Source organism: Candidatus Palauibacter sp. (assembly GCF_965237495.1).
GTDB lineage: Bacteria > Gemmatimonadota > Gemmatimonadetes > Palauibacterales > Palauibacteraceae > Palauibacter.
The window spans coordinates 3,346,042-3,367,509 of sequence record NZ_OZ250143.1 but is presented as its reverse complement, the minus strand read 5'-3'; the positions used below and the strand labels follow the sequence as shown (position 1 = coordinate 3,367,509).

Sequence of the window (21,468 nt, the reverse complement as noted above, 5' to 3'; positions counted from 1 at the left end):
ATCAGGCGCCCGCTGGCGATCGTCCCACATCACCACGCAACTTGCATTCCCTGATTCCAGCGATCCCAGGAGAGTGCCCGATGACCTGGACCCTCCCCTCCCGCTTCCCGACGCTCGCCGCACTGGCCGCCCTTTGCGGTCTCACGCTCGTCCTCCCCTCCCCCGCTTCCCCCCAGGACCGCCCCCTCGTCACCCCCGACGACTACGGCCGCTGGGAGCGACTCGGCGTCGTCGAGTTCTCGCCCTTCGGTGAGTGGATCGCATACGTGGTCACCCGGGTGGACGAGAAGTCGGAACTCCGCGTGCGCAAGCTCGAAGAGGACTCCGTCCGGATCTTCCCATGGGGCTCAGCGCCGCGGTTCTCCCCCGACGGCCGCTGGCTGAGCTGGACCATCGGTCTGCCGCCGGAGGAACGGGAGCGGCTCGAGGAGAGCGACGAACCGATCCGTGAGCAGGCCTCGGTGATGGATCTGCAAACCGGAGAGACCCGTGAGTTCAACGCGGTCTCCGAGCAGCGCTTCGACGCCTCCGGCAGTTTCATGGCGCTGCGTGGCTACCCGCCGGACGAGCCCTCGGGCAAGGGCGCCGACCTCCGCATCATCACGCTGGCAACGGGAACGGAGACCACCTTCGGCAACGTCGGCGAGATGGCCTGGAGCCCGACCGGATCCCTTCTTGCGCTCGCCATCGCGACCGGCACCGATGTGGGCAACGGCGTGCAGGTGTACGACGCCGCTGCCGGTACCCTGCGTTCCGCCGACGCTTCCAGTTCCGCCTACCGGAGCCTCCGCTGGCGCCATGACTCCGCAGATCTGGCCGCCCTCCGCTCCAGCGACGCCACTTCCGCCGACGGCACCGCCTACGACGTTCTGGCATGGCGCGACCTGGACCGAGGCGTCGAGACGATGGTCATCGGTGCGAACACCGCCGGCATCCCCGACACTCTCGAGGCGGTCCATCACCGCGCCCCCGCCTGGTCGGACGATGGCAGCATGATCTCTCTGGGGCTCAGGCCGATCGAGAAGGAAGAGGGCGACGATCCCGGCGACGGCACGGAAGACGAGCCGGAGGTAGAGACGGAACCGGATCAGGGCTCCCCGGACGCCCCGGCCTCCGACTCCGAACCCGACCTCCCCGCCCTGCAGATCTGGCACACCGGGGATGTCCGCCTCTTCCCGGAGCAGCAGGTCTCGGAAGGCCGCGACAGCACGCGATCGCTGCTGGCCGTCTGGCACCTCGACGAGGACCGCGTGGTCGTCCTCGGGTCCGACCTCATGGGCACAGCTCAACTCCTGCACGGCTGGGAGTACGCCCTGGAAGACATCATCGAGCCCTACCCATGGGGCGCGATGTTCGGCCGTCCGTACCACGATGTCCGGGCCGTTGACGCGGACACCGGCGAGCGCCGCCAACTCCTTACCCGCGTGCGTTACGAATGGCCAAGCGCGGGCGGCGACTGGCTGCTCTCATGGGACGGCGCCGCCTACCACAGCCTCCACATCGCCACGGGCGCGAGGCATGACGTAACGTCAGAGTTGGCCGCTGAATTCGCCGACATCGACCACGACGCGCCCACCGACGTAACCCCCCCACGCGATTTCGGTCCCGGCGGCTGGCTGCAAGAGGACAGCGCCGTCCTGCTCTACGACAAGCACGACATCTGGCGCGTCGCACCCGACGGCTCGGGAGGCGAGCGGCTGACCCACGGCGCCGAGACGGGAATCACCCACCGGTTGACCCGCGTCACCGATGACGACGAGCCCGGCATCGACCCCGACTCGCGCCCCTATCTGTCCCTTTACAACGAGAAGACGGAGCAGCGCGGCTACGCCCGCTTCACCCGCGGCTGGGAGATGGCCGGGACCCTGATCCTGCAAGACGCTTACGTGGGGGGCCTCATCCGCGCCGACAGCGCCGACGTGTTGCTCTACAGCGCCGAGCGCTTCGACGACCCACCGGATCTCTTCGTCGCCGGCCCCGACCTCGCCGACCCCGCCCAGATGACCGAGATCAACCCCTTCATCGACGAGGTGGCGTGGGGCCGGGCGGAGCTGGTCGACTTCGTGAGCGAATCGGGCCGCGACCTTCAGTTCGTCCTCCTTCTTCCCGCGAACTACGAGGAGGGCAGCGCGGTCCCCACGATCGTGTACACCTACGAGATCCTCTCCCCGCAGATGCACCTCTTCCGCGTGCCCAGCGAGCGGGACTACTACAACTACACGGCCTGGACACAGCATGGGTACGCGGTGCTGCTGCCGGACATCGTTTATCGGGCGCGGGATCCGGGCGTAAGTGCGCTGGAGTCCGTGAGCGCGGCCGTGGCGAAGGCCGTCGAGATGGGAGTGACGGACCCGGGCGCGGTCGGGCTGATCGGGCACTCGTGGGGCGGGTATCAGGCGACGTTCCTGCCCACGCGGACCGACATCTTCGCGGCTTCCGTGGCGGGCGCGCCGCTCACGGACTTCGTGAGCTTCATGGGCGCGCTGCACTGGAACCCGGGAATCGCCGAGCTGAGCCACTGGGAGACCGGCCAGGCTCGCATGGAGGTGCCGTTCTGGGAGGATCCGGAGGCGCATCGGCGTAATTCGCCGGTCCACGAGGTGCACAACTTGGAGACGCCGCTGCTGATGGCCTTCGGCAACGAGGATGGCGTGGTGGACTGGGACCAGGGGACCGAGTTCTTCAACTTCGCCCGCCGCGCCGGGAAACAGATGGTGCTGCTGGTCTACGAAGGGGAGGACCACGGTTTCCGCGAGGAGGCGAACCAGAAGGACTACCACCGGCGGATCCTGGAGTGGTTCGGGCACTACCTGAAAGGTGAACCGCCGCCGGCGTGGATTACGGACGGGGTGCCGCTGGACGCGCTGGAGGAGGAGAAGAAGCGCGTGGCGGCGAAACCACCCGGCGGCTAGCCGCCCGGGACGAGCGACCCCCTACGATGCGAATCGTGTCCCCCAAAGCTGTGCGCCGCGCGGGCCGAGGACGAAGAGAGGATGCAGCCCGTCGCGATGCACACATTGACGGGTATACGGTAATACAGCTACCATGGCACCATGAAAGCGACCATCGATATCCCGGATGACCTGTACCGGCAGATCAAGTCGGAGGCAGCTCTGCGGGGCCTTACCATTCGCGAAGTCACGACGCAACTCTATCGGCGCTGGCTGAGCGAGGACGAAGGTGCGGAAACCCGTGAGGCCCCCAAAGCATGGCTGCGCTCCTGGCTCGATGCGGCCGACGAAGCGCTCAGGCGTGCGCCCGGGGGCCGTTCGGCGAGGGAAGAGCTGGCCGCCGACCGGGACCGGTTGGGAGCCGAGTGACGACGCTGGTCATTGACGCCAGCGTGTGGGTCTCGGCGGCAGACGCAACCGATGGATTGTCCGAGTCAAGCCGAGCCTTTCTCTCTCTGGTAGTGGAACGAGAGCTCCCGATTTCTCTCCCGGAGCTGGCGAAGTTGGAGATTGTCTGCGCGCTCGCCGGGAGGCTGCGCGACGCCGAGCGCGGCCGGAGCCTGGCTGATCAAATGCTGGGCTCTCCGCTGGTCACCGTGTACTCATTGAACCGGGCGATGCTCCAACAGGCCCTCGAGGTCGGTACTCGAGGCTTTTTGCGCTCCGGGGACGCTCTCTACGCCGCCCTCGCCGATTGGCTGGGTGCCGAGGTCGTGTCGTGGGATGGCGAGCTGATCAATCGGGCCGGGGCTTTCACTCCCACCGATTGGATCGAACGGAACGCGTAGGAGAGAAAACGATGTCGGAGTCCAGCCACGACGGTACAGCGCCCGCCGGGGCGCGCACCTGCCCGAACTGCGGACGCGAGCGGCCGGAGAGCTTCTGTCCTCAATGCGGGCAGAGCGACCGGTACTACGCCCGTTCGCTCGGCTCCGTGGTTGTCGAGTTTCTGCGCGAGATGTTCGAGCTGGATTCCAGGCTCTTTCGAACGCTGAAGCTTCTCCTCTTCAGGCCCGGAAGCCTCACCAGAGAGTTCTCGCGCAATCGCCGGGTCAGCTTCGTGTCGCCGGTGAGGCTCTACATCTTCGCGAGCTTCGCGTTCTTCCTCCTGCTGTCGCTGGTTAGGGACTTCGGCGAAATGGTCGTGATGGGCGTGACCGAGGAGGACCGGGAAGTCGTGTTACCCCGGCCCCCGACGGAAGAGGGCCTCGCGGCCTTCAGGGCGGCACTACCGCCGGACCAACGGAGGAAGGTCGACGACATTCTCGGTCGCTCGGAAGACGATTTCGGGAGGCAGACCGTTCTCTTCGCAGCCTCGGCAGGGGACTTGGAGGAGCGAAGCTGGATTGAGAGACTCATCGTGCTGACGGGGATCGACATCTTGCACGATCCCTCGGTCGTGCCCCGGCGCCTCCTCGCGAACATGCCGATCGCGATGTTCTGCCTGCTTCCGTTCCTCGGGCTGGTGCTCGCGGCCTTCCATTTTCGGAAGAAGCGCTTCTACGTAGAACATCTGGTCTTCGCCATCCACATTCAGACCTTCACCTTCTGCGTCTATGCGGCCGCGCTTCTGCTCCCGGATTCGGGACCGGCGGGATGGCTCCGGGTGGGTTGCCTGCTGATTCCGTACCCCTATTTCGTGATTGCCCTCCGACGCTACTACGAGAACGGCTGGATATTGACGCTGGCCAAGTCGGTCGGCGTGGTCATGATCTACTCGCTGGTGGGGATCCCCGCGTTCGTGATCTCCGTGTTCGTGACCGGCTAGCACGACACCAGTTCGAGGGCCGCCAGCGCCAGCGCCTGCGTGCTCGCCACAAGGTCGTCCACCGCGCAGGACTCGTCCGGCTGGTGGGCCTCCTCGAGGGGGCCGGGGCCGTAGGCCAGGCAGTGCTCGATGCCGGCGATCCGGGCGAAGTGCTTCTGGTCGTAGGTGCCGGGGCTCGCCACGAGTTCCGGGGGATGGCCGATGACCGTTTCCACCGCACGGGACAGCGCGGCACGAACCCCTGCCAAAGACCCCCATGACCACGATGTTCAGCCTCGAGGGACGCTCTGCCGCGGTCGTCGGAGGCGGCTCCGGCATCGGCGAAGCCGTCGCGATCGGGTGTGCGGAGGCGGGTGCGCACGTGTCCTGCCTCGACATCGACACGGACGCCGCCGCCCACACCGCGGCGACCATCCGCGCGGTGGGGGGCAAGGCCACCTCTGCCCGCCTGGACATCCTGGACGGAGCTGCCGTCACCCGCGCATTCGAGGAGATCACGACCGCTCGCGGATCCCTCGACATCGTGGCCTGCACCCCCGGAGTGAACGTGCGCAAGCCCCTCCTCGATTACACCGACGAGGAGATCGACCGCGTTCTGGGCCTCAACCTCAAGGGCGGCGCGCACGTCATCCAGGCCGCGGGACGGATCATGAGCGCGCAGGGATCGGGGTCCATCATCCTCTTCAGTTCGATCCGGTCGGTGGTGGTCGAGCCGGGCCAGAGCATGTACGCCGCCACCAAGGCGGGGATCGTGCAGATGGTGCGCGTCGCCGCGGCCGAACTGGGACCCCACGGGGTGCGGGTCAACGCGGTCGCGCCGGGCGTGATCGACACGCCGCTCACGGCCCCGATCAAGGACAACCCGGACTGGTACGGCGCCTATGCCGCGCGCAACATCCTCAACCGTTGGGGCAGCGCCAGGGAGATGGCCGGACCTACGGTCTTCCTCGCCTCGGACGCCGCCAGCTACGTGACCGGGACGGTCCTGTTCGCCGACGGCGGCTGGACCGCCATCGACGGGAGGTTCACGCCGCCGGCGGGCTGACCTCGATCGCCCCTGGCTCTCGGCAGGCCTCGAGCTACGGGATTCGCCAGAGTCTCAAAGACGAAATGCCTCCCGCTCTCGAGGCGCGACGCACGTATCGTTCGTCCGCCGTGACGAACACACCCCCGAGGCCAAGCGCCACGGCATGGTACGCCGCGTCGTAGAATGCGACTCCGTACGTCACGGAAAGAGACACAGCGCGGGTTCTCCAGCTGGAGTCCAGCCGCGCCTCGGTCAGACCGAAATCGGCCAGCGATGCCAGAAGTTCCCCGGCATCATCGGGAAACCGTCTCGCCAGCGTGTTGCCCACCTCGTAGATCCAGAGCTGAGGAACGACCAGATCGAGGGTCCCGGCGACTGCTTCGTCACGCAATGCGAGCGCCGCGTCCGTGTCCTGCTCGTCGTCGCCCGGAAGAACCCACTTGAGAAGAACCGACGCGTCGGGCGTTACGATCACGGCAGCCGTCGCTCCCGCTCCTCCCGTATCCATCGGACGATCCGGTCAGTCTCGACTGCGGGTAACCGTGCGCGCAGCGCATCCATCCGGGCGGAGGCGTCCCGCCTTCCGGAAGTGCGCGACCACTCCCGGATCGCGGCGTTGACGGCACGGCTGCGAGTGCCGCGCGGCAGCTTCCGGATCACACGCCACGAGTCCTCGTCCATCATGATGTTGACCCGTCGAGCCATCTCGCCTTCCCAAAGGTGTCCCGGTGATGTGTGTAAGAGTTACACACTACCACGCCCTTGGCAAGCCACCGGATGACCTCGTAGTGGTAGTCTGACCGTCTTCTTGACCACGTGAATCCGGGTTAAACATGGCGATCGACTTCATGTACGCCCTCCCGTACCTGCTCCTCTGGGTGGCATTCGGAGTCTCGATGTTGACGAGTCGCCGTTTCGTTGGGCTGACCTTCACGGCGGTCTCCCTCGCCGCCGCGGTAGTCGTCGGCATCGTGGAATGGGCGGGGCTCGCCGTCCTCACGCTCTTCGCGGGGGCCTGCCTGGCCGCCGTGCGGTCCGAGTTCCCCAGGGCCCACCGGACCCTGGCGTGGGGCGTCGTGGTGATCCTCACCGCAGCCCTGGCCACCAACCAGGTACCGTGGATCCACAATGTTCTTGTCCTGGACCGCGAGTTCGTGTCAGCCTCCTCGGCCGACTTCACGCTGTACTGGAACTACGACAAGGGATTCGCGGGCATCCTGCTTTATTCGCTGTGTGTCCAGCCGCAGGGAAACACGGACTGGAATCGCGCGATCGTCGCTACCGGGGAAATCGTCATTCCGACGCTGGTCGTTGTGCTCGGGACGGCGACGGCGGTTGGATACCTGGCCTGGGATCCGAAATGGCCGGCGATCCTCGGTGTGTGGGTGCCGGCCAACCTGCTTCTGACGTGCATTTCCGAGGAGACGATCTTCCGCGGGATCCTGCAGCGGCAATCGGAGAGCTTCCTGCGCGGGAGGGTGCCGGCACCGGCGCTCGTGGCTCTCCTCGTCTGCGCTGTCGCGTTCGGCGTCGTGCACATCGCAGGTGGGACCACGTATGTCCTGCTGTCCACGCTCGCCGGCATCGGCTACGGCGCAGCCTATTACGTCACGGGACGGGTGGAAGCCGGCATCCTGGTGCACTTCCTTTTCAACTTGTCGCACCTGATCCTGTTCACCTATCCGTTCGCTGCATAGCGCGAGGGCGCGCACGGTCGCGCCAGAGGTCCGTCATGGATGGATCTCTCCCGGTTCCGCCGCGGTCGCATCAGGATCAAGCGGTTGGAGCCGGAGTTCCGGCCCCTGCCGGGAGATGGCCGGGAGGCTCAACATCAGGCATAACGAAACCTCCGAAAGAAGATTCCGTCTTGGCCGGCACGTCGTCGTGAGGGCTCTGCTCGCGGCTCTTGTCGGCATGCTCTGCGGCGGTGGGCTCAATGCTGCGCTGGGCGAGCAAGGCGCCGACACGCCGGCGCTCGCGTTGCTCGGTGGCGGACTGGCGCTCGGCGTCGTGATCGTGGCGAATGCCCGACGGCGAATGCGGGAGACACAGGGCGACTGACGAACTACCGTCGCGTCCGGTCCACGGCCACAAGCAACAGGAATCTCGCGGAGGACAACTGACGCGGTCGGCAGGGATCTCCCTGCGTCACAGCTTCAGCGGCCGCCTCTCGATCCTGCGGAGCCCGAGCCACGCGATACCGGTCCACAGGACGAAGTGATAGAAGGCCAATCCCGTCGCTCCCCAGTCCCAGGCCACACCAGACCCGAAACCTGCGACGAGATCGTCTATGACTCCATCGGGAAAGAGGACGCACGGCAGTACAGCCCGGGCCGACTCTGCCGCTGTCAAGGTCCCTAAAACGGGGTTTTCGAGCAGCGATCCCACGACCCCCGAGAGCAAATAGTACAGCAGTGCGATGAGCGCGGCTCGGCGGATGCCGAGTGCGGTGATGGCGAAGCTGATCGCGCATGCAAGCACACCTGTAAGGCAGACGCTCACGACCCCTCCCAGTTCCGTGGCCGGCGCCGCCCCGGACGGTAGGGCAGCGACAGCGCCTGTCAGACGGAAGATCGCGAGCGCGACGAAAGTTGCGACTTGTATGCCGAAGTATCGCTGCGGATAGAAGGAGCGCAGCGGCATCGGATGTTGCGCCCACAGCATGATCGCACCGTTGCGTCGCTCGTGCGCGACCATCCCGCCCGGCATCAGGAAGGCGAAGAGGACCGTGCCGAAGCCGAAGGCGAGGTTCAACAGGCCGAAGAGGAGGAGCATTGCCGAGCCGCGCGCCATGGTTTCGATCTGCTCGCCGGACGGCTGGGCGCCTTCGCTTTCCATCGCCTCCCCCACGGCTTGCAAGAGTTCCATGGTCTCCGCCATTCGTAGGCGTGCGTGAGGACGGCCAGCCCGGCGCCGAACAGGAACACCACCAGCGCAAACTTCCACTTGCGGCGCACCGCGTTCCGGAGAGAGGCCTTGACGATGTTCATGACACCGCCCCTTCCAGCCCGAGGAATTCCGTCTCCAGGAACTCGCGGGTAAATCCGCCTTCCGGTTGCTGCACGACGCGCCCGCGCCCCTGGTCGATCAGGAGAACGCGGTCGCTCATCATCGCCAGTTCGCCGAGGTCGTGGCTGGCGACCAGGATCGTGGTTTGGCCGCGAATCTCCTCGATCCGCCCGCGGAGACGGATGCGTTGCCCGGGATCCAGTCCCGATTCGGGCTCGTCCAGGAAGAGCACCCCGGTCGGTCGCATCAGAGCCATGGCGAGTGCCAGTCGGCGCCGCATCCCTTTGGATAGCGAGTCGGCGAGACCGTGGGTGTCGAAGTCCAGCCCGGCCAGACGACACGCGCGCTCGATATCGGCCTCGGGACCGGCCGCGGCCGCCGCCAGCGCGAGCAGACCGTCGCATGTCCATCCCGGCGGGAGCACCGTGTCTTCCGCCAGGTAGCCGGTACCGTGCCGGCGCCGGTAGTCCGCCGGGTCGGCGCCGGACACCGTGGCCTCGCCGTCAATCGGCGTCAGCACCCCCAGAAGCGTGCGGAAGAGGGTCGTCTTGCCCGAGCCGTTGGGTCCCACCACCAGCGAGTACCTCGCCGGGCACGATGTCGAGGGAGAGTCCACCCAGCACCTGTTGCCCCCGGCGATACCCGACATCCAGCGTGCGAAGTCTCAGTTCAGCCGGTCCGCTTTCGACGGTCATGTCCTCCTCATTTGATCTATTTCACTCTTTAGGGCGTTTTCAGCGATATGCTGAAATGCCATCATGTGCCCCGGCGTGACCAGGCCAGTACCCCCTCGATGCCGGATCTCGAGTTGGCGCGGGACTACGAGGGGTACCCGCACGACTGAGCGGGTATTCTGGCGCGCCAACCTCAGGGACACATGCAGATGGTCGGCCGTGCCCACGTGGCGGAGCGTGTGGAAGCCCATCGCCCGGAACGCCAGTTCGGCCAACAGGTTCCGCCATTCGGGTCGGTTGATGGTGCGAAGATCCAGCGCATGGACGAATCCGTCGTCCTGGCGGAGGTGTAGTGAAGACTCGTTGGATGGGAGCCCCGCGCGAGCGTAGAACTGGGGCGTGCGAGCAGCATCGGCAGCGAGTAGAGCACGAACGCGGCGGCGGCAAGAGCCGCGACCCGAATCGTGAACTTCCTGAGCCGCTTGCCTGCCCCCAGGCGCCGGCTTGCCGCCCACGCGTAGAACGCCAGGAGTAGCACGGTGGCGGCCGCCGAGACGGCCAGCGAGGGCCATGCCTCGAGCCCCCATTGCTGGTAGGCGAAGACGCCTCCACGGACGAGGAGGATGAAAGGAAACACCGCAAGCAGGACAGCGGTCACACCCCACCGCACGACTCTGCCGAGCAAACGCCGCGGTTGCGTCCCGTCGCGCCGGTTCGCCTCCCCCGGTCCGGCCGCGGCCTCGGCACCGGGATACTCGACCTTCAGCCTGCTCACATGTCCTCCGGTGACCGTGCCCTTTCTCCGTGCCTACGCAGAAAGTCGTCCGTACGCTTCGGGAGAAGCAGGTTGTCGGAGCTGGCCGCGATCTACCGGAACCCTGGTCGCCGGGACCCATGGTTCTGTTGCTGTAGGTCCGAATCGAGCATCAAACGGGAGTCGGTATCCGCTCCACGTCGATCCGGCCGGCATTCTTCATGGCCTGCGCAAGGTCGTAGGCCGACTGAAGGCGATACCAGGTCGCAGCCCCGCCTCCAAACGCTTTGTCCAGGCGGATCGCCATGTCAGGAGAGATGCCCGAACGGCCGTTGACGAGTTCGGAAAGCGGCTTTCGACTGACACCCAGCCTCCGCGCCGCCTCCGTCACGGTGAGCCCCAAGGGCTCCAGACAATCATGGCGCACGGACAGGCCCGGATGCGGCGGGTTCTTCATCGGCACGTCGCGGGCTCCTAATGGTAGTCGGTCAAGTCCACGTCCCTGACATCGCGCCCGTCGAGGCGGAAGACCACGCGCCAGTTGGCGGAAACCTTCACGGCCCAATACCCCGCGCGGTCGCCTTTCAGCGGGTGAAGCCGAAGACCCGGCAGGTTCATGTCCTCGGGCTTGGCCGCCACGTCCAGGCGAGCGAGACCGGTCGGATGACAATATGTCCCTCGGCAATCGGGTTTCGCCACCAATCTCGGTCGCCGCTTCGAACGGCGCTCCGGGGGCCGCGTCGAGGTCGTCCGCGTAGTTTCGCCGCACGTTCCGCACCATGAAGAGGCACGGCCGATGGCGAGCATCACGATCCGCAATCTCGACGACGACGTAAGGACGCGCCTTCGCGTACGCGCGGCGGCGCATCACCGTTCGATGGAGGAGGAAGTGCGTATCATCCTGCGCGACGCCGTGACTGGCCGTCGCACCGGTCCTCGGAATCTCGCGACGTTCGCCCGCCAGTGCTTCGCGTCTCTCGGCGGCGTCGAACTCGAAATTCCCCCCCGCGGCCCGAGCCTACGCGGAGATCGCTGCCGAGCGCCGTCATGCGGGCCGACCCATCGGCGGCTCAAAGGCTCGGTGCCAGATTGAGTCGGGGCCGGCAAGCATCGCTGACGGTTTCCGCGTGAGCCGGCGAGGGCCGACTCTTTCGCAGATCCTACTCCCACAGGCGACATAGCAGGGTGAGGAGCCGGCGCACATCACGCTCGATGGTGAACTCAGCTATCGTGCGTGGGACGAGGAGGCATCGGAGGTTGCGTCTGGCCTGCAGCAGCTCGGGATAGCTCGCGGCGAGGTCGTCGGGCGAGCCTTTGACGGGCGTGAGTGGTTGGAGCTGGCAGTGGCGGGGGTGCCTGGCCGGTTAAGCCAACATTAGGCGCTCGCCCTTGGGCTTCGGCACGGGTCGTCCCAACTCCTGTGCCCTGTCGATCCAGAACTGCATCGCATCCTTGATGTTACCCAACGCGGTCTCCTGATCGTCTCCGTGCGCCATGCACCCGGGCAACTCAGGCGCCTCGGCGATGAAAACCTGATCTTCGTTGCTCCAGTAGAGAATGATCTCGTACTTGTGCATCAGTCGTCTGCTCCCAGCTTGTATTTGAGGATCAATGCGCCCGAGGCCCGCGGTCGATAGCTGTTCATGTCGGTTCTTTCAGGTGGCGTCATCTACGGATGAGTTTCGGTCCAATCAGTAAGCGGGGAGCCCTCGCCGCGCCACTCGGCTGCGAGGACGCTGATCAGTCGCGCCGGAGTCGGTTGCGGGTGAGACGCCCGATGCCTAGCGTCGTATGCGAAGGCTTTCGATCTTGCTCGTGCAGCGCAGGAGATTCCATGTCTACGTTCGTGATGGTTCGTCGTGTCCAGGCATCGGACACCCAGGCGTGCGGACCTCTCACAGCACTTCCTTCGGAGCAGGTCGCTTGCGGCTAGGAGCCTGCGCCGTAGAAGCCGATGGTGCGGCGCGTGCCGGATGGTTATGGTGATGCCGGGCTGTGACCGGTTCACGTTCGGCGCGGGGAGGTGGCGATGGGGACGATGTCCCTACCGTACGATCCGGAGAGGATGAGGACGAGGTTCCGGCCGTACGATCCGGACCAGCAGCTGCTGCTGCCGCAGGATCTTCGGGAGTGGGTACCGGCGGGGCACTTGGCGCATCATGTGAGCGATCTGGTGGACGCGGCGGACCTGTCGCCGTTCTACGCGCGGTACGAAGGGGATGGGCGGCGGCGGAGCCCGTACGATCCTCGGATGATGGTGAAGGTGTTGGTGTACGGGTACGCGACGGGGGTGTTCTCGTCCCGGAAGCTGGCGCGGCGTCTGGAGGAGGACGTGGCGCTCAGGATGCTGGCGGCGGGGAACTTTCCGGCGCACCGGACGTTGTGCGAGTTCCGGAAGAAGAACCTGAAGGCGTTCGGGGCGTTGTTCGCGGAGGTGGTGCGCCTGGCGCGGGAACTGGGGCTGGCGGGGCTGGGCCGGGTGGCGGTGGACGGGACGAAGGTTCGCGCGAACGCGAGCAAGCGGAAGGCGATGAGCTATGGGCGGATGGGGCCGGAAGAGGCCCGCCTGGAGGCGGAGATCGCGGATCTTCTGGCGGCGGCCGAGGCGATCGACGCGGAGGAGGACGAGCGCCACGGGGAGGACGTTCGGGGCGACGAGTTGCCCGAGGAGTTGAAGCGCCGGGAGGACCGTCTGGCGGCGATCCGGGCGGCGAAGGCTCGCCTGGAGGCGGAGGCCCGGGAGCGGGACGACGCGCGGGGCCGGAAGCCGGAGTGGGACCGCAACCCGAAGGGGGGGCCGCCGTACAAGCATGCGTACGGGGAGCCGGAGGCGAAGGATCAGACGAACTTCACGGATCCGGAGAGCCGGATCATGCGGACGAGCACGGAAGGCTACCAGCAGTGCTACAACGCGCAGGCGGTGGTGGACGGGGAGAGCCAACTGGTGGTGGGGACGGCGGTGACGGACAACGCGAGCGACCAGGGGCAGTTGGTGGAACGGGTGGACGAGGTGTCCGGGCGGTGCGGGGAGACGCCCGGCCAGGTGCTGGCCGACGCGGGCTACTGTAACGAGGAGGATCTGGCGGCTCTGGAGGCGCGGGGGATCGACGGCTACGTAGCGCTGGGCCGGGAGGGCAAGGGGGCCGGCAAGCCCGACCCGGAGAAGCAGCCGGCGAGGGCGCGCATGGCGAAGAAGCTGGCGGCTCCGGAGGGCCGGGCGGTGTACGCCAAGCGCAAGTGGATCGCGGAGGCGCCCATGGGCTGGGTCAAGGAGGCGATGGGGTTCCGGAGGTTCAGCCTCCGGGGCTTGGAGAAGGTGCGCGGCGAGTGGGACCTCGTGTGCCTGGCGCTCAACATGAGGCGCCTCCACGTCCTTCAGGCAGCGTGAGGGGCCGAAAATCCGTGTCAAGCGTCCCCCGGGGCACAAAAAGAGGTCCGCGGCCCCGCCCGAACGCCGCCCGCCGGGCCGTCTCCCCGCCTACAACGCGTTCCCGTCCGGAAAACGACCGACACTTCGGCTCGCGAGACCCCGCGGGCGGCATCCGATGGCTTCCGCCGCGCTCCTGCGGCGCAGGCTCCTAGCCTGATCGCTCAGGCTCCCGTCAAACGAAGCGATCTGGTCGTCGAGATCGGGCCGGGCCGTGGCATTCTCACTCGAGAACTGGCACGTCGATGCCGTGAGGTCGTCGCGGTAGAGTTCGACGGAGCGCTGTCCGAGGCGCTTCGCACGCGCTTCCTGAGTGACAACCGTGTCACGATCGTCAGGTCCGACTTCCTGCGTTTTCGGCTGCCCGATGTCCCCTACAAGGTCCTAGGGAACATTCCGTTCAATCGGACTGCCGCCATCGTCCGGCGGCTTGTCCAGGCCGATTCTCCACCGCAGGACGCCTATCTCGTGATCCAGCGTGAAGCGGCCGAACGGTTTGCCGGCGGTCCCTGTTCCCGGGAGACCCTGTTCTCGCTGCTGCTCAAGCCGTGGTGGCAGATCGAGATCGTGCGGCGCTTTGGCCGTACCGACTTCGATCCCCCTCCCAGCGTCGACGCCGTCGCGCTCTGGCTCGCCCGTCGAACCAGACCGCTTGTGGACCGATTCCAAGCCGTGGACTACCGGCGCTTCATCCAGAGTTGCTTCGGTCGCGACGGCCGCTCGATCAGGCGGTGTCTGCGATCCGAATTCACGCGAACGCAAATCTACCGGCTGAGTCGAGATCTCAGGTTCGATCCTTCCGGACCACCCTGCGGCCTCACCTTCGACCAGTGGCTCGCATTGTTCAGGTTCTGGAGGCTGACGCGATCGTAAGCGCCGATGGCGCGCATCGGCGCACTAGTCGCTCAACTCGCCGCCGCTGTCACCCGGTACTTCTCGAACCACGCCACGGTGTTCGCGATCGGGGCCATCAGCTGACTCGGGCGTCGGCTCCGAATCTCACGACGCGGGTTCCCAAAGCTCGATTGCGTTTCCTTCGGGGTCGTGGATGCGGGCGAAGCGGCCGATGCCCTCCATCTCGCTTTCGTGGCTGACCTCGATATCCGCGGACTTCAGTTGTGTGATCATCGCATCCAAATCGGCCACGCGGAAGTTCAGCATGAAAGTCTTGTCCGCTGCGAAATAGTCCGTGTCAGCAGCGAAGGGTGAGAAAACGGTGACCCCGGACTCGGTCACCCAGGGCGCCATCTCCATGTTCGTCGGAGCAGGATTGATGCCGAGGTGATCCTGATACCATTTCGCAAGTCCTTCCGGGTCCTTTGCCCGAAAGAAGAACCCGCCGAATCCCTGAACGTTCTGCACGCTACGTCCTCTCGATGATGGACTGCACGATCTGCGCATCGGGAGTTTCGCGGAGAGAAGCCGACTCCGCCAGACGGACGTGTTCGAAGCGCAGCTAGTTCGTGATCCCGTCTCTTCACCCTGAGGTATTCGTCCAAGGGCGTGCGGTGGAAGCGCCCGATAAACCGTTCGACTGCGTGCTCATCGCGTACGCCACCCGACTCGCCTGGCCCACTCATCGCGGGCACTCAAATAGGCCTTGTGATCGACCGGCGCTCTCTCTCCCTCCGCCATCGCCCGATTGCGCGCTTCTTCAGTCTGCTTGCTGAGTGAAGGGAGGCCAGCGGCGAGTCGGCGGTCATCCAGCCGCTCCGGCTCTTCCACTTCCCCCGGCGAGAGATTCCCGTCAGCGTCCCAATCGAGCTGGGTTCCGTAGCGTTGGGGTCGTCCCTCGAAGAACCGAATCCTGTCCTCCAGAAAAGCTGCATGCGCAGGATCGGCGGTCCCCGCACGCACGGCTGCCTCAAGGAGCGGCAGTGTTCGCCGTACCAGTTCGGGCTCCGCAATCGCGTGCTGCAACACGAGCCAGGCGGCTTTGGCGCCGTCTGGACCTACGAGGTCTGTCCCCGGCCAGCCAACCGACTGGATGATGCGCCGAAGGCGTCGAGCGTTTCGTTTATGGACGCGGGCCATCCGAGGTTCATACCCTGCTTTGAAGAGTTCGCCGGTGTCGGCCAGTTCGGCTCGCGTGTTGTCGTCCAGCCGAGCCATCTCCAGTAACTCCCGTCTGAGGGACTCGTTCAAGCCGATCTGTGCCTAGCGTCGCCGCGTCGAAAGGTGATCCAGATCGAGCGGGTCGCTCTCGACGTAGTCGCGGGCGGTCAGGTCATCCAGAGTCAGGACCACGCCATCCACACGGACGAAGCGCCCGGATGTCGACTGCGGCCGGGGCAGAGCTGTCAGGCAGTGCTCCCAGCCCTGGGTTTCGAATGCTGGCTCGTCGTCATTCCGGATGAACCAGAACATCACTTCCACGGCGTCGGCGTCCCACGATGGGGCCGCTCTGACTCGGATTTCGCGGAGCGAGCGGAGGGCACGCCCCTCATCGCTCTGCCTGTCGTGTCTCTCCGACATCCGCGCCATCAACGGTCTGGCGAACGCGACAAAGTCGTCGGGAAACGCCGTCCTCGCTCGCTTGCGTGCCAGTGCGAGGGAGAAACGACGCGCGTCCTCGTCCGTCCGGCATCCCTCGATCCGCTGCCAAACTGCCACGACCGCCTTCTCGACCGTCATCACTCGATCGAGGTCGGCCACGAGGCGGCGGTCGGCCACTCCCGGGATAAAGCCGTAGTTTGGCCTTCGCCCGCGCTCGATCTCGCGGAGCACCTGATCATTCACCTCGACCAGCGGGCTGACCTCGGCGAACGGGCGATCAACGCAGCTTCGGACGAGGTCGCAGGTCTGAGTGAGGACCGCGAAGCCGCGCACGGACGTCTCGGCGTTCTCAGCTTCTTCGGCGACCGCCGCTTTGCCGTCGTCGGTCAGTGGGTTTTTCGTGTTTGTCCGAAACAGAAACCAGTCGCCGCCGACGACGCAGTCGCCCTGACGCCAGGCCGCGATTCTCTGGTCGACCTGCTCACCGCCGGCACCGTCAACCGCGCCCACGCCGCTGGCCCCTTGCGGTTCGAGCGGCGTGTGCACGCCCTGGTTCCTGGTGTACACGGTCGCTTTTTGCGTCGTAGAGCTCATCGGGCGGGAGGGGCTTACGCGCCGTCTGGGCCGCTTCACTGAGCGGGGTCAGCGCCGGGACGAGGCGCGTGCGTCCTCGCCCAAGGGCTGCACGTGCTTCCCGAAACTGCTGATCCGCCAACATTTCGAACGGGGTCGTACCCGCACGGGCATCGAGCAGAGCCGCACGCGTGCTGCGAGCTGTGCCGCGGTGGGCATCCCGGACAACATCCAGCACACGCATGAGCCGCTGGTGGTTGGTGGCGTTCAACGGCTTCCCGCTGGCCCAGAAGTGGACGCTGCGACGCGATACCCCGAACAGCCCGGCGAGCTGCTCCCAAGTCAGGCCAGAGATTCGACGCAGCTCAGAGACGGCCTTACGGGTGGCCTCAGTCTCGATCTCCATCTGTGTCGCCACCGGGTCGCGGCTTGGCCCGCCAGCGGTCGTATCGGATTCGTGTAAGTACGGTTCCCCCCAGATTGTCGTGGGCTCTGCGGACGACGTGCCGGCGATCGACAACGCGCCGCTTACCATGATCACCGACAGCGAGGCGCGATCCCGGACCCCAGCGCGACCGGAAAAGGATGTCGTTCCGTCACTGACGGGCGACTCGCGTAGCAGGGATTCAAGGTTCACGGGTCACCTCCGTACCGCCGCAGAAACTCATTCGTTACCGCCCAGCGGAAGATGCTATAGATGCGTTCGGCGAAGCCTCGCGCCTGCTCGACCACAGAGTCGACATCGAGCCGCCGGCTGCCTGTCTGAAATGACTGGAAGGCGTCGGTATCAAGGATCCAGCTGGGCTCGTCGATAGCGTCCAGCGCGCCAGGGTCAATCGTGCTTCGCGGCGCCAGCAGCCCCCAGCGGGCGGTAATCTGACCCGCGTTCCCGGGCAGAATGAACACGTTTTCCGAGACGGCGTGCTGAGCACGTGCGGCGAGTGGGGATCCCAGAATGCCCGCCACTTCCGGGCGAACGAGATGGGGAAGAGCGCTCAGGTTCTCCCCGGACACGCGATCGATGTAGCGCACGCCGAGGCGATCCAATACCTGCGGATCGACATGCTCCTTGAGTGCTTCCAAGACCAGGCTCAAGCGCTCCATGAAGTCTTCGCGGCTCGTGTATTTCGTGGTCTCCAGCGCGAGGAAGTCGGGTGCCAACGTGACACGCCATGCCCCTCTCGCTTCGTGGAAGCGCCATAGCGTGTTCGAGCGTGTGTCCACCACTCCCTGTGAGCCCAGGACGACGCTGCGTCCCTCCTCTGGACGCAGCACGGGGTAGAACTCCCGAATGGCCTCCTGAAACGATGCCATGAACTCCCGCTTCTCCAACGACGCGATGAGCGGAAAGCGCACTTGGGCGATGACCCGCACGAGCGGCGGGTCAGTCAGCGGTACCTCGGGCGGGGGTGGCCCCGCCAAGGGCGTGTCGGCAGCATTCACGTGATGGCTCGTTTGTGGATGAACGGCGTGGCTATGCGGTGGCTCGCTAGAGAATCATACCGCACGGTGTCCCATTTGTGAAGTAGAGTGTGAAATAGGCCCGGAGGGTTGCCCAGATGGCCTTGTGTTCCGGTGCGAGCCGGTTCAGGCAGCTCGTAGAACGGCGAGCCAACTTGCGGAGGTCGATCAAGCAGGAGGCGTCGTTGACAGTGACACGCGTCACTGGTGGATCGGACCGGTGATCTGCTGCTCGACCGCGTCGAGAGATTCATTGAGGAGGGTGGCCGCCCGGACCGGCGAGATCAGCTCTTCGCCGACCGCGCGCCAGACAAGGCCCTTGAAGCGCTGGGGCTTCTCGAACGCCGCGAACCCCTGGTTGCCATCAATGGGTTCTGGTTCCGACTTGCGCCAAGAGCGGGCGAAGGTTCGAAATGCGCGTTGGACCGCGGCAGGGGTCAGAACGCCGACTTGACCGAGGCGTACCAGCATGGCCGCCGCTGACACGCCGTACATGTGCTTGAGGCGGATGATCTCGTAGTAGGTAGTCCGGCGACGTCCTTCACCGGCTTCCTCCATGAGATGCCGGCCCGGGACAAGGAAGGCGCCCGCGAAGCGGTTCATGGCCGCTTCCAGCTTGATGGCGGGGTTGTCGGTGGAACGGATAATCCGGTGCGCGAGTTCGTGGGCCAGGGTGGATCGTTTCCGCTCGACGTTGGTCCGACTCGATACGAGGACGGCGTCGGCGACCGGTTTGCCCTCTCGCAGGACTCGGCAGGCCAGCCCGTTGATGCGCTCGGGGAGATCGTCTTCGATCACCTTGATGCCCTTCTCCTCGAGGAGGGCGCACAGGCTGGGCACCGGATCCAGGCCGAGGTCCCACGCGTTGCGGAGTTCATCGGCCCTGTCATCGATCTCTTCGACATCGGCAACGCTGTCGTACCGATGGCCTTCAAAACGGTCGCTCGCAGGTGGAATACCGAGGACCTCCTCGATGGTCAGATATCGCTCGAGGTTGTCGATCAGCACGGCTTCGGCCTTGGCGCGATCCCGGGCGGAGGTGCTGGAGTGCTTCCGAAACTCAAGGCCGTCGAGGACCTCGATCTGGGAGCTCATGAGGAAGTCCAGCGAGACATCGAGGGCCTGCCCGAGACCGCCCAGGACGGCCGAAGAGGGCATCATCTTGCCCGCCTCGTACTTGCTGATTGCCTGCGCAGTGATCTTCGGATCCATCCGCTCGGCCAGCGCCCGCATGGAAAGGCCGGCGCGTTTACGGGCGAGCCGTAGCCGTCGTCCGAACATGCCGTCCCCTCCCTTCGTGTGAACGATGGGTGACAACATGCGTAAATTGTCCCCATAGTGTCAACCACAGGTTGGTCGCTTGCGGCTAGCCTGATCGCTCAGGGCTCCCGTCAAACGAAGCGATCTGGTCGTCGAGATCGGGCCGGGCTGTGGTATTCTCACTCGCGAACTGGCATGTCGATGCCGTGAGGTCGTCGCGGTCGCTACCGCCGGGCGTCCCCCGCATCGTAGTGCGCGTCGAAATGGATGACGCCGACGTTCTCCTTGCCGTACACATCCGCGAGTCCCGCCACGTTGGCGAACTCGATCGACCCGCCCCGCGGAACCCCACTCCCATGTCGACCGGAGTCCCCAGAAAGGCGACTTCGACCTCGCCCGCGACGAGGTCCTCGGCCGTGCGCGCGATCGATAGCCCGAAGAATGTCAGGACGGATCCGATCTGGATCGGTCCGGGTTCGCGAGGAGGATCCTCGGAGATGTCGCGGTCGCGCCACACCTCGAGGTCGGGGTCGATCGCGTCGAGCCGGATGATGGCGGAGTCGGCCGGGAGAGGCTCCAGTTCGGCGGCGTCGTCAACGGTGTCGGTCGGCGTATCCGAAGGTGCGACCTCAGCCTGTTCCGGCGGTGGAACCTCGCAGGCCGTCAGCGACAGGCTGCACAGGAGGAGGGCGGCGGAAGACGGGCGGGATGTCATGGTTCGATCACGTCCGGCTCAGGTGGCGATGAGCAGGCGTCGTCTCGATGGGAAGCCTATTGGGCGCCACGCCGGGGGGGCAAACGGGGGGGCGAGTCCATCCTCCTACCGTAGATGGTCGAGGATCGGATACTCGTTTCGCTGGGGGTCTTGCGGGCAAGTCATACATAATGTAAGACATCATCATGGACGAGATTCCAAGGTTGTCGAAGAAGGAGGCGGTCATCCTCCACCTCCTTGTGAACCAGGGCAGCATGTATGGCCTGGAGATGATCCGTGCGAGCGACGAATTGAAGCGCGGCACTGTTTATGTGACTCTGGGCCGGATGGCGGGAAAGGGCTACGTCGAGTCCAACCTGGAGGATGCACCCGAGGGCGGAGTCGCTCGGAGAGTCTATCAGGCCACCGGTCACGGCAAGCGCGTCCTTAGCTTTTGGGAACGGATGCGGTCGCTCGCCCCCTCCTGGGGAACGGTATGAACGGCTTCCACGACCTGCCGCGCGCCAATCTGCTCCACATGCAGGACACCTCCGGGCTTCTTCGTCAGATAGGGGCCCTAAACAACTCCCAGCTGTTCGCGAGCCTTCGTCGGGCGCAGAAGGCGCTCGACTGCTCTCCCATGCTGGAAGGAATCCGAAGAGCGGAGGAGGCCCTGAACAACTCCCAGCTGTCCGCGAGCATTCGCCGGGCGCAGAAGGCGCTCGACTGCTCTCCCACGCTGGAAAGAATCCGAAGAACGCAGGAGGCCCTTGGCAACTCAAGCCTGGCCCTTCATGGAGTCATCCGCCGGATGGCGCAGGCAAACGCTCTGGACTTCCGCGTTGGACATGCTGGGAACCGCCTGGCTACTCACGTAACTGAAGTTGAAGTGACGAGAGAAAAAGCGCAGGGACGCGATCTGCGTGGTCGGCGACTAAGAAAAGTCGGGCAAACCGTTAGGAACCGGCTCGTGCGGTTGGCAAGTCGCCGAAAAGTCCAACGGCCGGTTGGTTCCTCACTGCGCGGCGTCGCCGAGTTCGTTTTCTCCAAGAAATCTTACGAGCAAATCTACGACCCGCTCATCAGTGACTTGCGGTTTGAGTATTTCGAGGCCTTGGCTTCGAACCGCAGGTGGAAGGCACGGTGGGTGCGCGCGCGGGGATACGGGAGCTTCTTGACAGCGGTGTTAGCCCACGTTGCTGCGTCGGGCGGTCATCTTGTTTTTCGGGTGTGGCGGATCTTCCAGGCGGGCGGATAGAGGAGGAGTACGGCAATCGCCTGAAACCCGGCCTCGCCGAGATCAAGGTTTGTTCGGCTGGTTGCCGCCTGCGGACGAAGGAACACTGGTTTCTCTGGCCCTCGGCGACGTGCCCA

Annotated in this window: 27 protein-coding genes; 12 read left to right on the top strand and 15 right to left on the bottom strand. The window is 65.5% G+C overall.

All coding sequences use genetic code 11. The annotated features are described in order from the left end of the window. Window positions 1-80 precede the first annotated feature (80 nt). The 4 genes from ACPXY0_RS14820 (at window position 81) to ACPXY0_RS14805 (ending at window position 4,719) form a co-directional block, all read left to right on the top strand. Entirely contained in the window at window positions 81-2,912 is a 2,832-nt protein-coding gene (locus tag ACPXY0_RS14820) for a prolyl oligopeptidase family serine peptidase (RefSeq protein ID WP_423925839.1), read from the top strand. Window positions 2,913-3,053: 141 nt separating this feature from the next. Then, window positions 3,054-3,320 (top strand): hypothetical protein, encoded by a 267-nt coding sequence (locus ACPXY0_RS14815; RefSeq protein ID WP_423925837.1) that lies wholly within the window; start codon window positions 3,054-3,056, stop codon window positions 3,318-3,320. Then, on the top strand, window positions 3,317-3,739 hold the full coding sequence (locus tag ACPXY0_RS14810; RefSeq protein WP_423925835.1) for a type II toxin-antitoxin system VapC family toxin: 423 nt from the start codon (window positions 3,317-3,319) through the stop codon (window positions 3,737-3,739). The genes ACPXY0_RS14815 and ACPXY0_RS14810 overlap by 4 nt, the downstream gene beginning before the upstream one ends. Before the next feature lie 11 nt (window positions 3,740-3,750). Next, a complete protein-coding gene (locus ACPXY0_RS14805) occupies window positions 3,751-4,719 on the top strand; it encodes a DUF3667 domain-containing protein (RefSeq protein ID WP_423925833.1) in 969 nt (322 codons plus the stop codon). On the opposite strand, the gene ACPXY0_RS14800 is transcribed toward ACPXY0_RS14805, so the two are convergent. Beyond that, window positions 4,716-4,967, bottom strand: a complete 252-nt coding sequence (locus ACPXY0_RS14800; RefSeq protein WP_423925831.1) for a M20/M25/M40 family metallo-hydrolase — start codon at window positions 4,965-4,967, stop codon at window positions 4,716-4,718. The two genes, ACPXY0_RS14805 and ACPXY0_RS14800, sit on opposite strands and share 4 nt — an antisense overlap. 8 nt (window positions 4,968-4,975) lie before the next feature. Here ACPXY0_RS14800 and ACPXY0_RS14795 point away from each other — a divergent pair, with 8 nt between their 5' ends. Further along, complete coding sequence (locus tag ACPXY0_RS14795) at window positions 4,976-5,764, top strand: SDR family NAD(P)-dependent oxidoreductase (protein WP_423925829.1); 789 nt, start codon at window positions 4,976-4,978, stop codon at window positions 5,762-5,764. A 34-nt stretch (window positions 5,765-5,798) separates the two neighbouring features. On the opposite strand, the gene ACPXY0_RS14790 is transcribed toward ACPXY0_RS14795, so the two are convergent. Together ACPXY0_RS14790 and ACPXY0_RS14785 are read right to left on the bottom strand one after the other, a co-directional pair. Next, window positions 5,799-6,221 (bottom strand): type II toxin-antitoxin system VapC family toxin, encoded by a 423-nt coding sequence (locus ACPXY0_RS14790; RefSeq protein ID WP_423925827.1) that lies wholly within the window; start codon window positions 6,219-6,221, stop codon window positions 5,799-5,801. Next, entirely contained in the window at window positions 6,218-6,451 is a 234-nt protein-coding gene (locus ACPXY0_RS14785) for a hypothetical protein (protein ID WP_423925825.1), read from the bottom strand. Before ACPXY0_RS14785 ends, ACPXY0_RS14790 begins: the two co-directional genes overlap by 4 nt. A gap of 128 nt (window positions 6,452-6,579) precedes the next feature. Between ACPXY0_RS14785 and ACPXY0_RS14780 the strand changes: the two genes are divergently transcribed. Then, window positions 6,580-7,443, top strand: a complete 864-nt coding sequence (locus ACPXY0_RS14780) for a lysostaphin resistance A-like protein (protein ID WP_423925823.1) — start codon at window positions 6,580-6,582, stop codon at window positions 7,441-7,443. Between the two features lie 115 nt (window positions 7,444-7,558). Continuing rightward, window positions 7,559-7,807: a hypothetical protein gene (locus ACPXY0_RS14775; protein WP_423925821.1), complete on the top strand. Its 249-nt coding sequence runs from the start codon at window positions 7,559-7,561 to the stop codon at window positions 7,805-7,807. Window positions 7,808-7,894: 87 nt separating this feature from the next. Here ACPXY0_RS14775 and ACPXY0_RS14770 read toward each other — a convergent pair whose 3' ends face one another. The 5 genes from ACPXY0_RS14770 to ACPXY0_RS14750 all read right to left on the bottom strand — a co-directional run bounded on the left by ACPXY0_RS14770 (window position 7,895) and on the right by ACPXY0_RS14750 (window position 10,990). Beyond that, on the bottom strand, window positions 7,895-8,614 hold the full coding sequence (locus ACPXY0_RS14770) for a hypothetical protein (RefSeq protein WP_423925819.1): 720 nt from the start codon (window positions 8,612-8,614) through the stop codon (window positions 7,895-7,897). Between the two features lie 118 nt (window positions 8,615-8,732). Continuing rightward, window positions 8,733-9,329, bottom strand: coding sequence for an ATP-binding cassette domain-containing protein (locus tag ACPXY0_RS14765; protein WP_423925817.1), 597 nt, complete (start codon window positions 9,327-9,329; stop codon window positions 8,733-8,735). Between the two features lie 293 nt (window positions 9,330-9,622). Beyond that, on the bottom strand, window positions 9,623-10,204 hold the full coding sequence (locus tag ACPXY0_RS14760) for a hypothetical protein (protein WP_423925815.1): 582 nt from the start codon (window positions 10,202-10,204) through the stop codon (window positions 9,623-9,625). Between the two features lie 151 nt (window positions 10,205-10,355). Then, window positions 10,356-10,646: a HigA family addiction module antitoxin gene (locus tag ACPXY0_RS14755; RefSeq protein WP_423925813.1), complete on the bottom strand. Its 291-nt coding sequence runs from the start codon at window positions 10,644-10,646 to the stop codon at window positions 10,356-10,358. Window positions 10,647-10,657: 11 nt separating this feature from the next. Then, a complete protein-coding gene (locus tag ACPXY0_RS14750; RefSeq protein WP_423930705.1) occupies window positions 10,658-10,990 on the bottom strand; it encodes a type II toxin-antitoxin system RelE/ParE family toxin in 333 nt (110 codons plus the stop codon). Here ACPXY0_RS14750 and ACPXY0_RS14745 point away from each other — a divergent pair. Beyond that, complete coding sequence (locus tag ACPXY0_RS14745; protein WP_423925811.1) at window positions 10,980-11,276, top strand: FitA-like ribbon-helix-helix domain-containing protein; 297 nt, start codon at window positions 10,980-10,982, stop codon at window positions 11,274-11,276. The two genes, ACPXY0_RS14750 and ACPXY0_RS14745, sit on opposite strands and share 11 nt — an antisense overlap. 271 nt (window positions 11,277-11,547) lie before the next feature. Here the strand turns inward: ACPXY0_RS14745 and ACPXY0_RS14740 are convergent, their stop codons facing one another. Beyond that, window positions 11,548-11,760: a type II toxin-antitoxin system HicB family antitoxin gene (locus tag ACPXY0_RS14740; protein WP_423925809.1), complete on the bottom strand. Its 213-nt coding sequence runs from the start codon at window positions 11,758-11,760 to the stop codon at window positions 11,548-11,550. Window positions 11,761-12,248: 488 nt separating this feature from the next. Between ACPXY0_RS14740 and ACPXY0_RS14735 the strand changes: the two genes are divergently transcribed. Together ACPXY0_RS14735 and erm are read left to right on the top strand one after the other, a co-directional pair. Further along, window positions 12,249-13,571, top strand: a complete 1,323-nt coding sequence (locus ACPXY0_RS14735; protein WP_423925228.1) for an IS1182 family transposase — start codon at window positions 12,249-12,251, stop codon at window positions 13,569-13,571. A gap of 195 nt (window positions 13,572-13,766) precedes the next feature. Continuing rightward, the gene (gene erm, locus ACPXY0_RS14730) at window positions 13,767-14,483 is read left to right on the top strand and encodes a 23S ribosomal RNA methyltransferase Erm (RefSeq protein ID WP_423930703.1); all 717 of its coding nucleotides are present in this window, start codon (window positions 13,767-13,769) and stop codon (window positions 14,481-14,483) included. 126 nt (window positions 14,484-14,609) lie between these two features. Here the strand turns inward: erm and ACPXY0_RS14725 are convergent, their stop codons facing one another. The 6 genes from ACPXY0_RS14725 to ACPXY0_RS14700 all read right to left on the bottom strand — a co-directional run bounded on the left by ACPXY0_RS14725 (window position 14,610) and on the right by ACPXY0_RS14700 (window position 20,115). Beyond that, window positions 14,610-14,972, bottom strand: a complete 363-nt coding sequence (locus ACPXY0_RS14725; protein ID WP_423925807.1) for a VOC family protein — start codon at window positions 14,970-14,972, stop codon at window positions 14,610-14,612. A 180-nt stretch (window positions 14,973-15,152) separates the two neighbouring features. Then, window positions 15,153-15,755 carry a DUF6624 domain-containing protein gene (locus tag ACPXY0_RS14720; protein WP_423925805.1) on the bottom strand — a complete coding sequence of 201 codons (603 nt, stop codon included), beginning with the start codon at window positions 15,753-15,755 and terminating at the stop codon, window positions 15,153-15,155. A 12-nt stretch (window positions 15,756-15,767) separates the two neighbouring features. Then, a complete protein-coding gene (locus tag ACPXY0_RS14715; RefSeq protein WP_423925803.1) occupies window positions 15,768-16,652 on the bottom strand; it encodes a hypothetical protein in 885 nt (294 codons plus the stop codon). Between the two features lie 660 nt (window positions 16,653-17,312). Further along, complete coding sequence (locus tag ACPXY0_RS14710) at window positions 17,313-18,122, bottom strand: TIGR04255 family protein (RefSeq protein ID WP_423925801.1); 810 nt, start codon at window positions 18,120-18,122, stop codon at window positions 17,313-17,315. Window positions 18,123-18,341: 219 nt separating this feature from the next. Beyond that, window positions 18,342-19,421 (bottom strand): helix-turn-helix domain-containing protein, encoded by a 1,080-nt coding sequence (locus ACPXY0_RS14705; protein WP_423925799.1) that lies wholly within the window; start codon window positions 19,419-19,421, stop codon window positions 18,342-18,344. Window positions 19,422-19,506: 85 nt separating this feature from the next. Continuing rightward, the gene (locus tag ACPXY0_RS14700; RefSeq protein WP_423925797.1) at window positions 19,507-20,115 is read right to left on the bottom strand and encodes a hypothetical protein; all 609 of its coding nucleotides are present in this window, start codon (window positions 20,113-20,115) and stop codon (window positions 19,507-19,509) included. Window positions 20,116-20,300: 185 nt separating this feature from the next. On the opposite strand from ACPXY0_RS14700, the gene ACPXY0_RS14695 reads away from it, so the two are divergent. Beyond that, complete coding sequence (locus tag ACPXY0_RS14695) at window positions 20,301-20,594, top strand: PadR family transcriptional regulator (protein ID WP_423925795.1); 294 nt, start codon at window positions 20,301-20,303, stop codon at window positions 20,592-20,594. Next, entirely contained in the window at window positions 20,591-21,352 is a 762-nt protein-coding gene (locus tag ACPXY0_RS14690) for a hypothetical protein (RefSeq protein WP_423925793.1), read from the top strand. Before ACPXY0_RS14695 ends, ACPXY0_RS14690 begins: the two co-directional genes overlap by 4 nt. Window positions 21,353-21,468 lie beyond the last annotated feature (116 nt).

Excerpts from the sequence above, each read along its gene's own strand:
- ACPXY0_RS14745 (WP_423925811.1), top strand. The coding sequence starts at position 10,980 with ATGGCGAGCATCACGATCCGCAATCTCGACGACGACGTAAGGACGCGC.
- ACPXY0_RS14805 (WP_423925833.1), top strand. The coding sequence starts at position 3,751 with ATGTCGGAGTCCAGCCACGACGGTACAGCGCCCGCCGGGGCGCGCACC.
- ACPXY0_RS14785 (WP_423925825.1), bottom strand. The coding sequence starts at position 6,451 with ATGGCTCGACGGGTCAACATCATGATGGACGAGGACTCGTGGCGTGTG.
- ACPXY0_RS14780 (WP_423925823.1), top strand. The coding sequence starts at position 6,580 with ATGGCGATCGACTTCATGTACGCCCTCCCGTACCTGCTCCTCTGGGTG.
- ACPXY0_RS14690 (WP_423925793.1), top strand. The coding sequence starts at position 20,591 with ATGAACGGCTTCCACGACCTGCCGCGCGCCAATCTGCTCCACATGCAG.
- ACPXY0_RS14740 (WP_423925809.1), bottom strand. The coding sequence starts at position 11,760 with ATGCACAAGTACGAGATCATTCTCTACTGGAGCAACGAAGATCAGGTT.
- ACPXY0_RS14815 (WP_423925837.1), top strand. The coding sequence starts at position 3,054 with ATGAAAGCGACCATCGATATCCCGGATGACCTGTACCGGCAGATCAAG.
- ACPXY0_RS14775 (WP_423925821.1), top strand. The coding sequence starts at position 7,559 with ATGGCCGGGAGGCTCAACATCAGGCATAACGAAACCTCCGAAAGAAGA.
- ACPXY0_RS14820 (WP_423925839.1), top strand. The coding sequence starts at position 81 with ATGACCTGGACCCTCCCCTCCCGCTTCCCGACGCTCGCCGCACTGGCC.
- ACPXY0_RS14750 (WP_423930705.1), bottom strand. The coding sequence starts at position 10,990 with ATGCTCGCCATCGGCCGTGCCTCTTCATGGTGCGGAACGTGCGGCGAA.
- ACPXY0_RS14795 (WP_423925829.1), top strand. The coding sequence starts at position 4,976 with ATGACCACGATGTTCAGCCTCGAGGGACGCTCTGCCGCGGTCGTCGGA.
- ACPXY0_RS14700 (WP_423925797.1), bottom strand. The coding sequence starts at position 20,115 with ATGACATCCCGCCCGTCTTCCGCCGCCCTCCTCCTGTGCAGCCTGTCG.
- ACPXY0_RS14705 (WP_423925799.1), bottom strand. The coding sequence starts at position 19,421 with ATGTTCGGACGACGGCTACGGCTCGCCCGTAAACGCGCCGGCCTTTCC.
- ACPXY0_RS14770 (WP_423925819.1), bottom strand. The coding sequence starts at position 8,614 with ATGGAACTCTTGCAAGCCGTGGGGGAGGCGATGGAAAGCGAAGGCGCC.
- ACPXY0_RS14735 (WP_423925228.1), top strand. The coding sequence starts at position 12,249 with ATGAGGACGAGGTTCCGGCCGTACGATCCGGACCAGCAGCTGCTGCTG.
- ACPXY0_RS14695 (WP_423925795.1), top strand. The coding sequence starts at position 20,301 with ATGGACGAGATTCCAAGGTTGTCGAAGAAGGAGGCGGTCATCCTCCAC.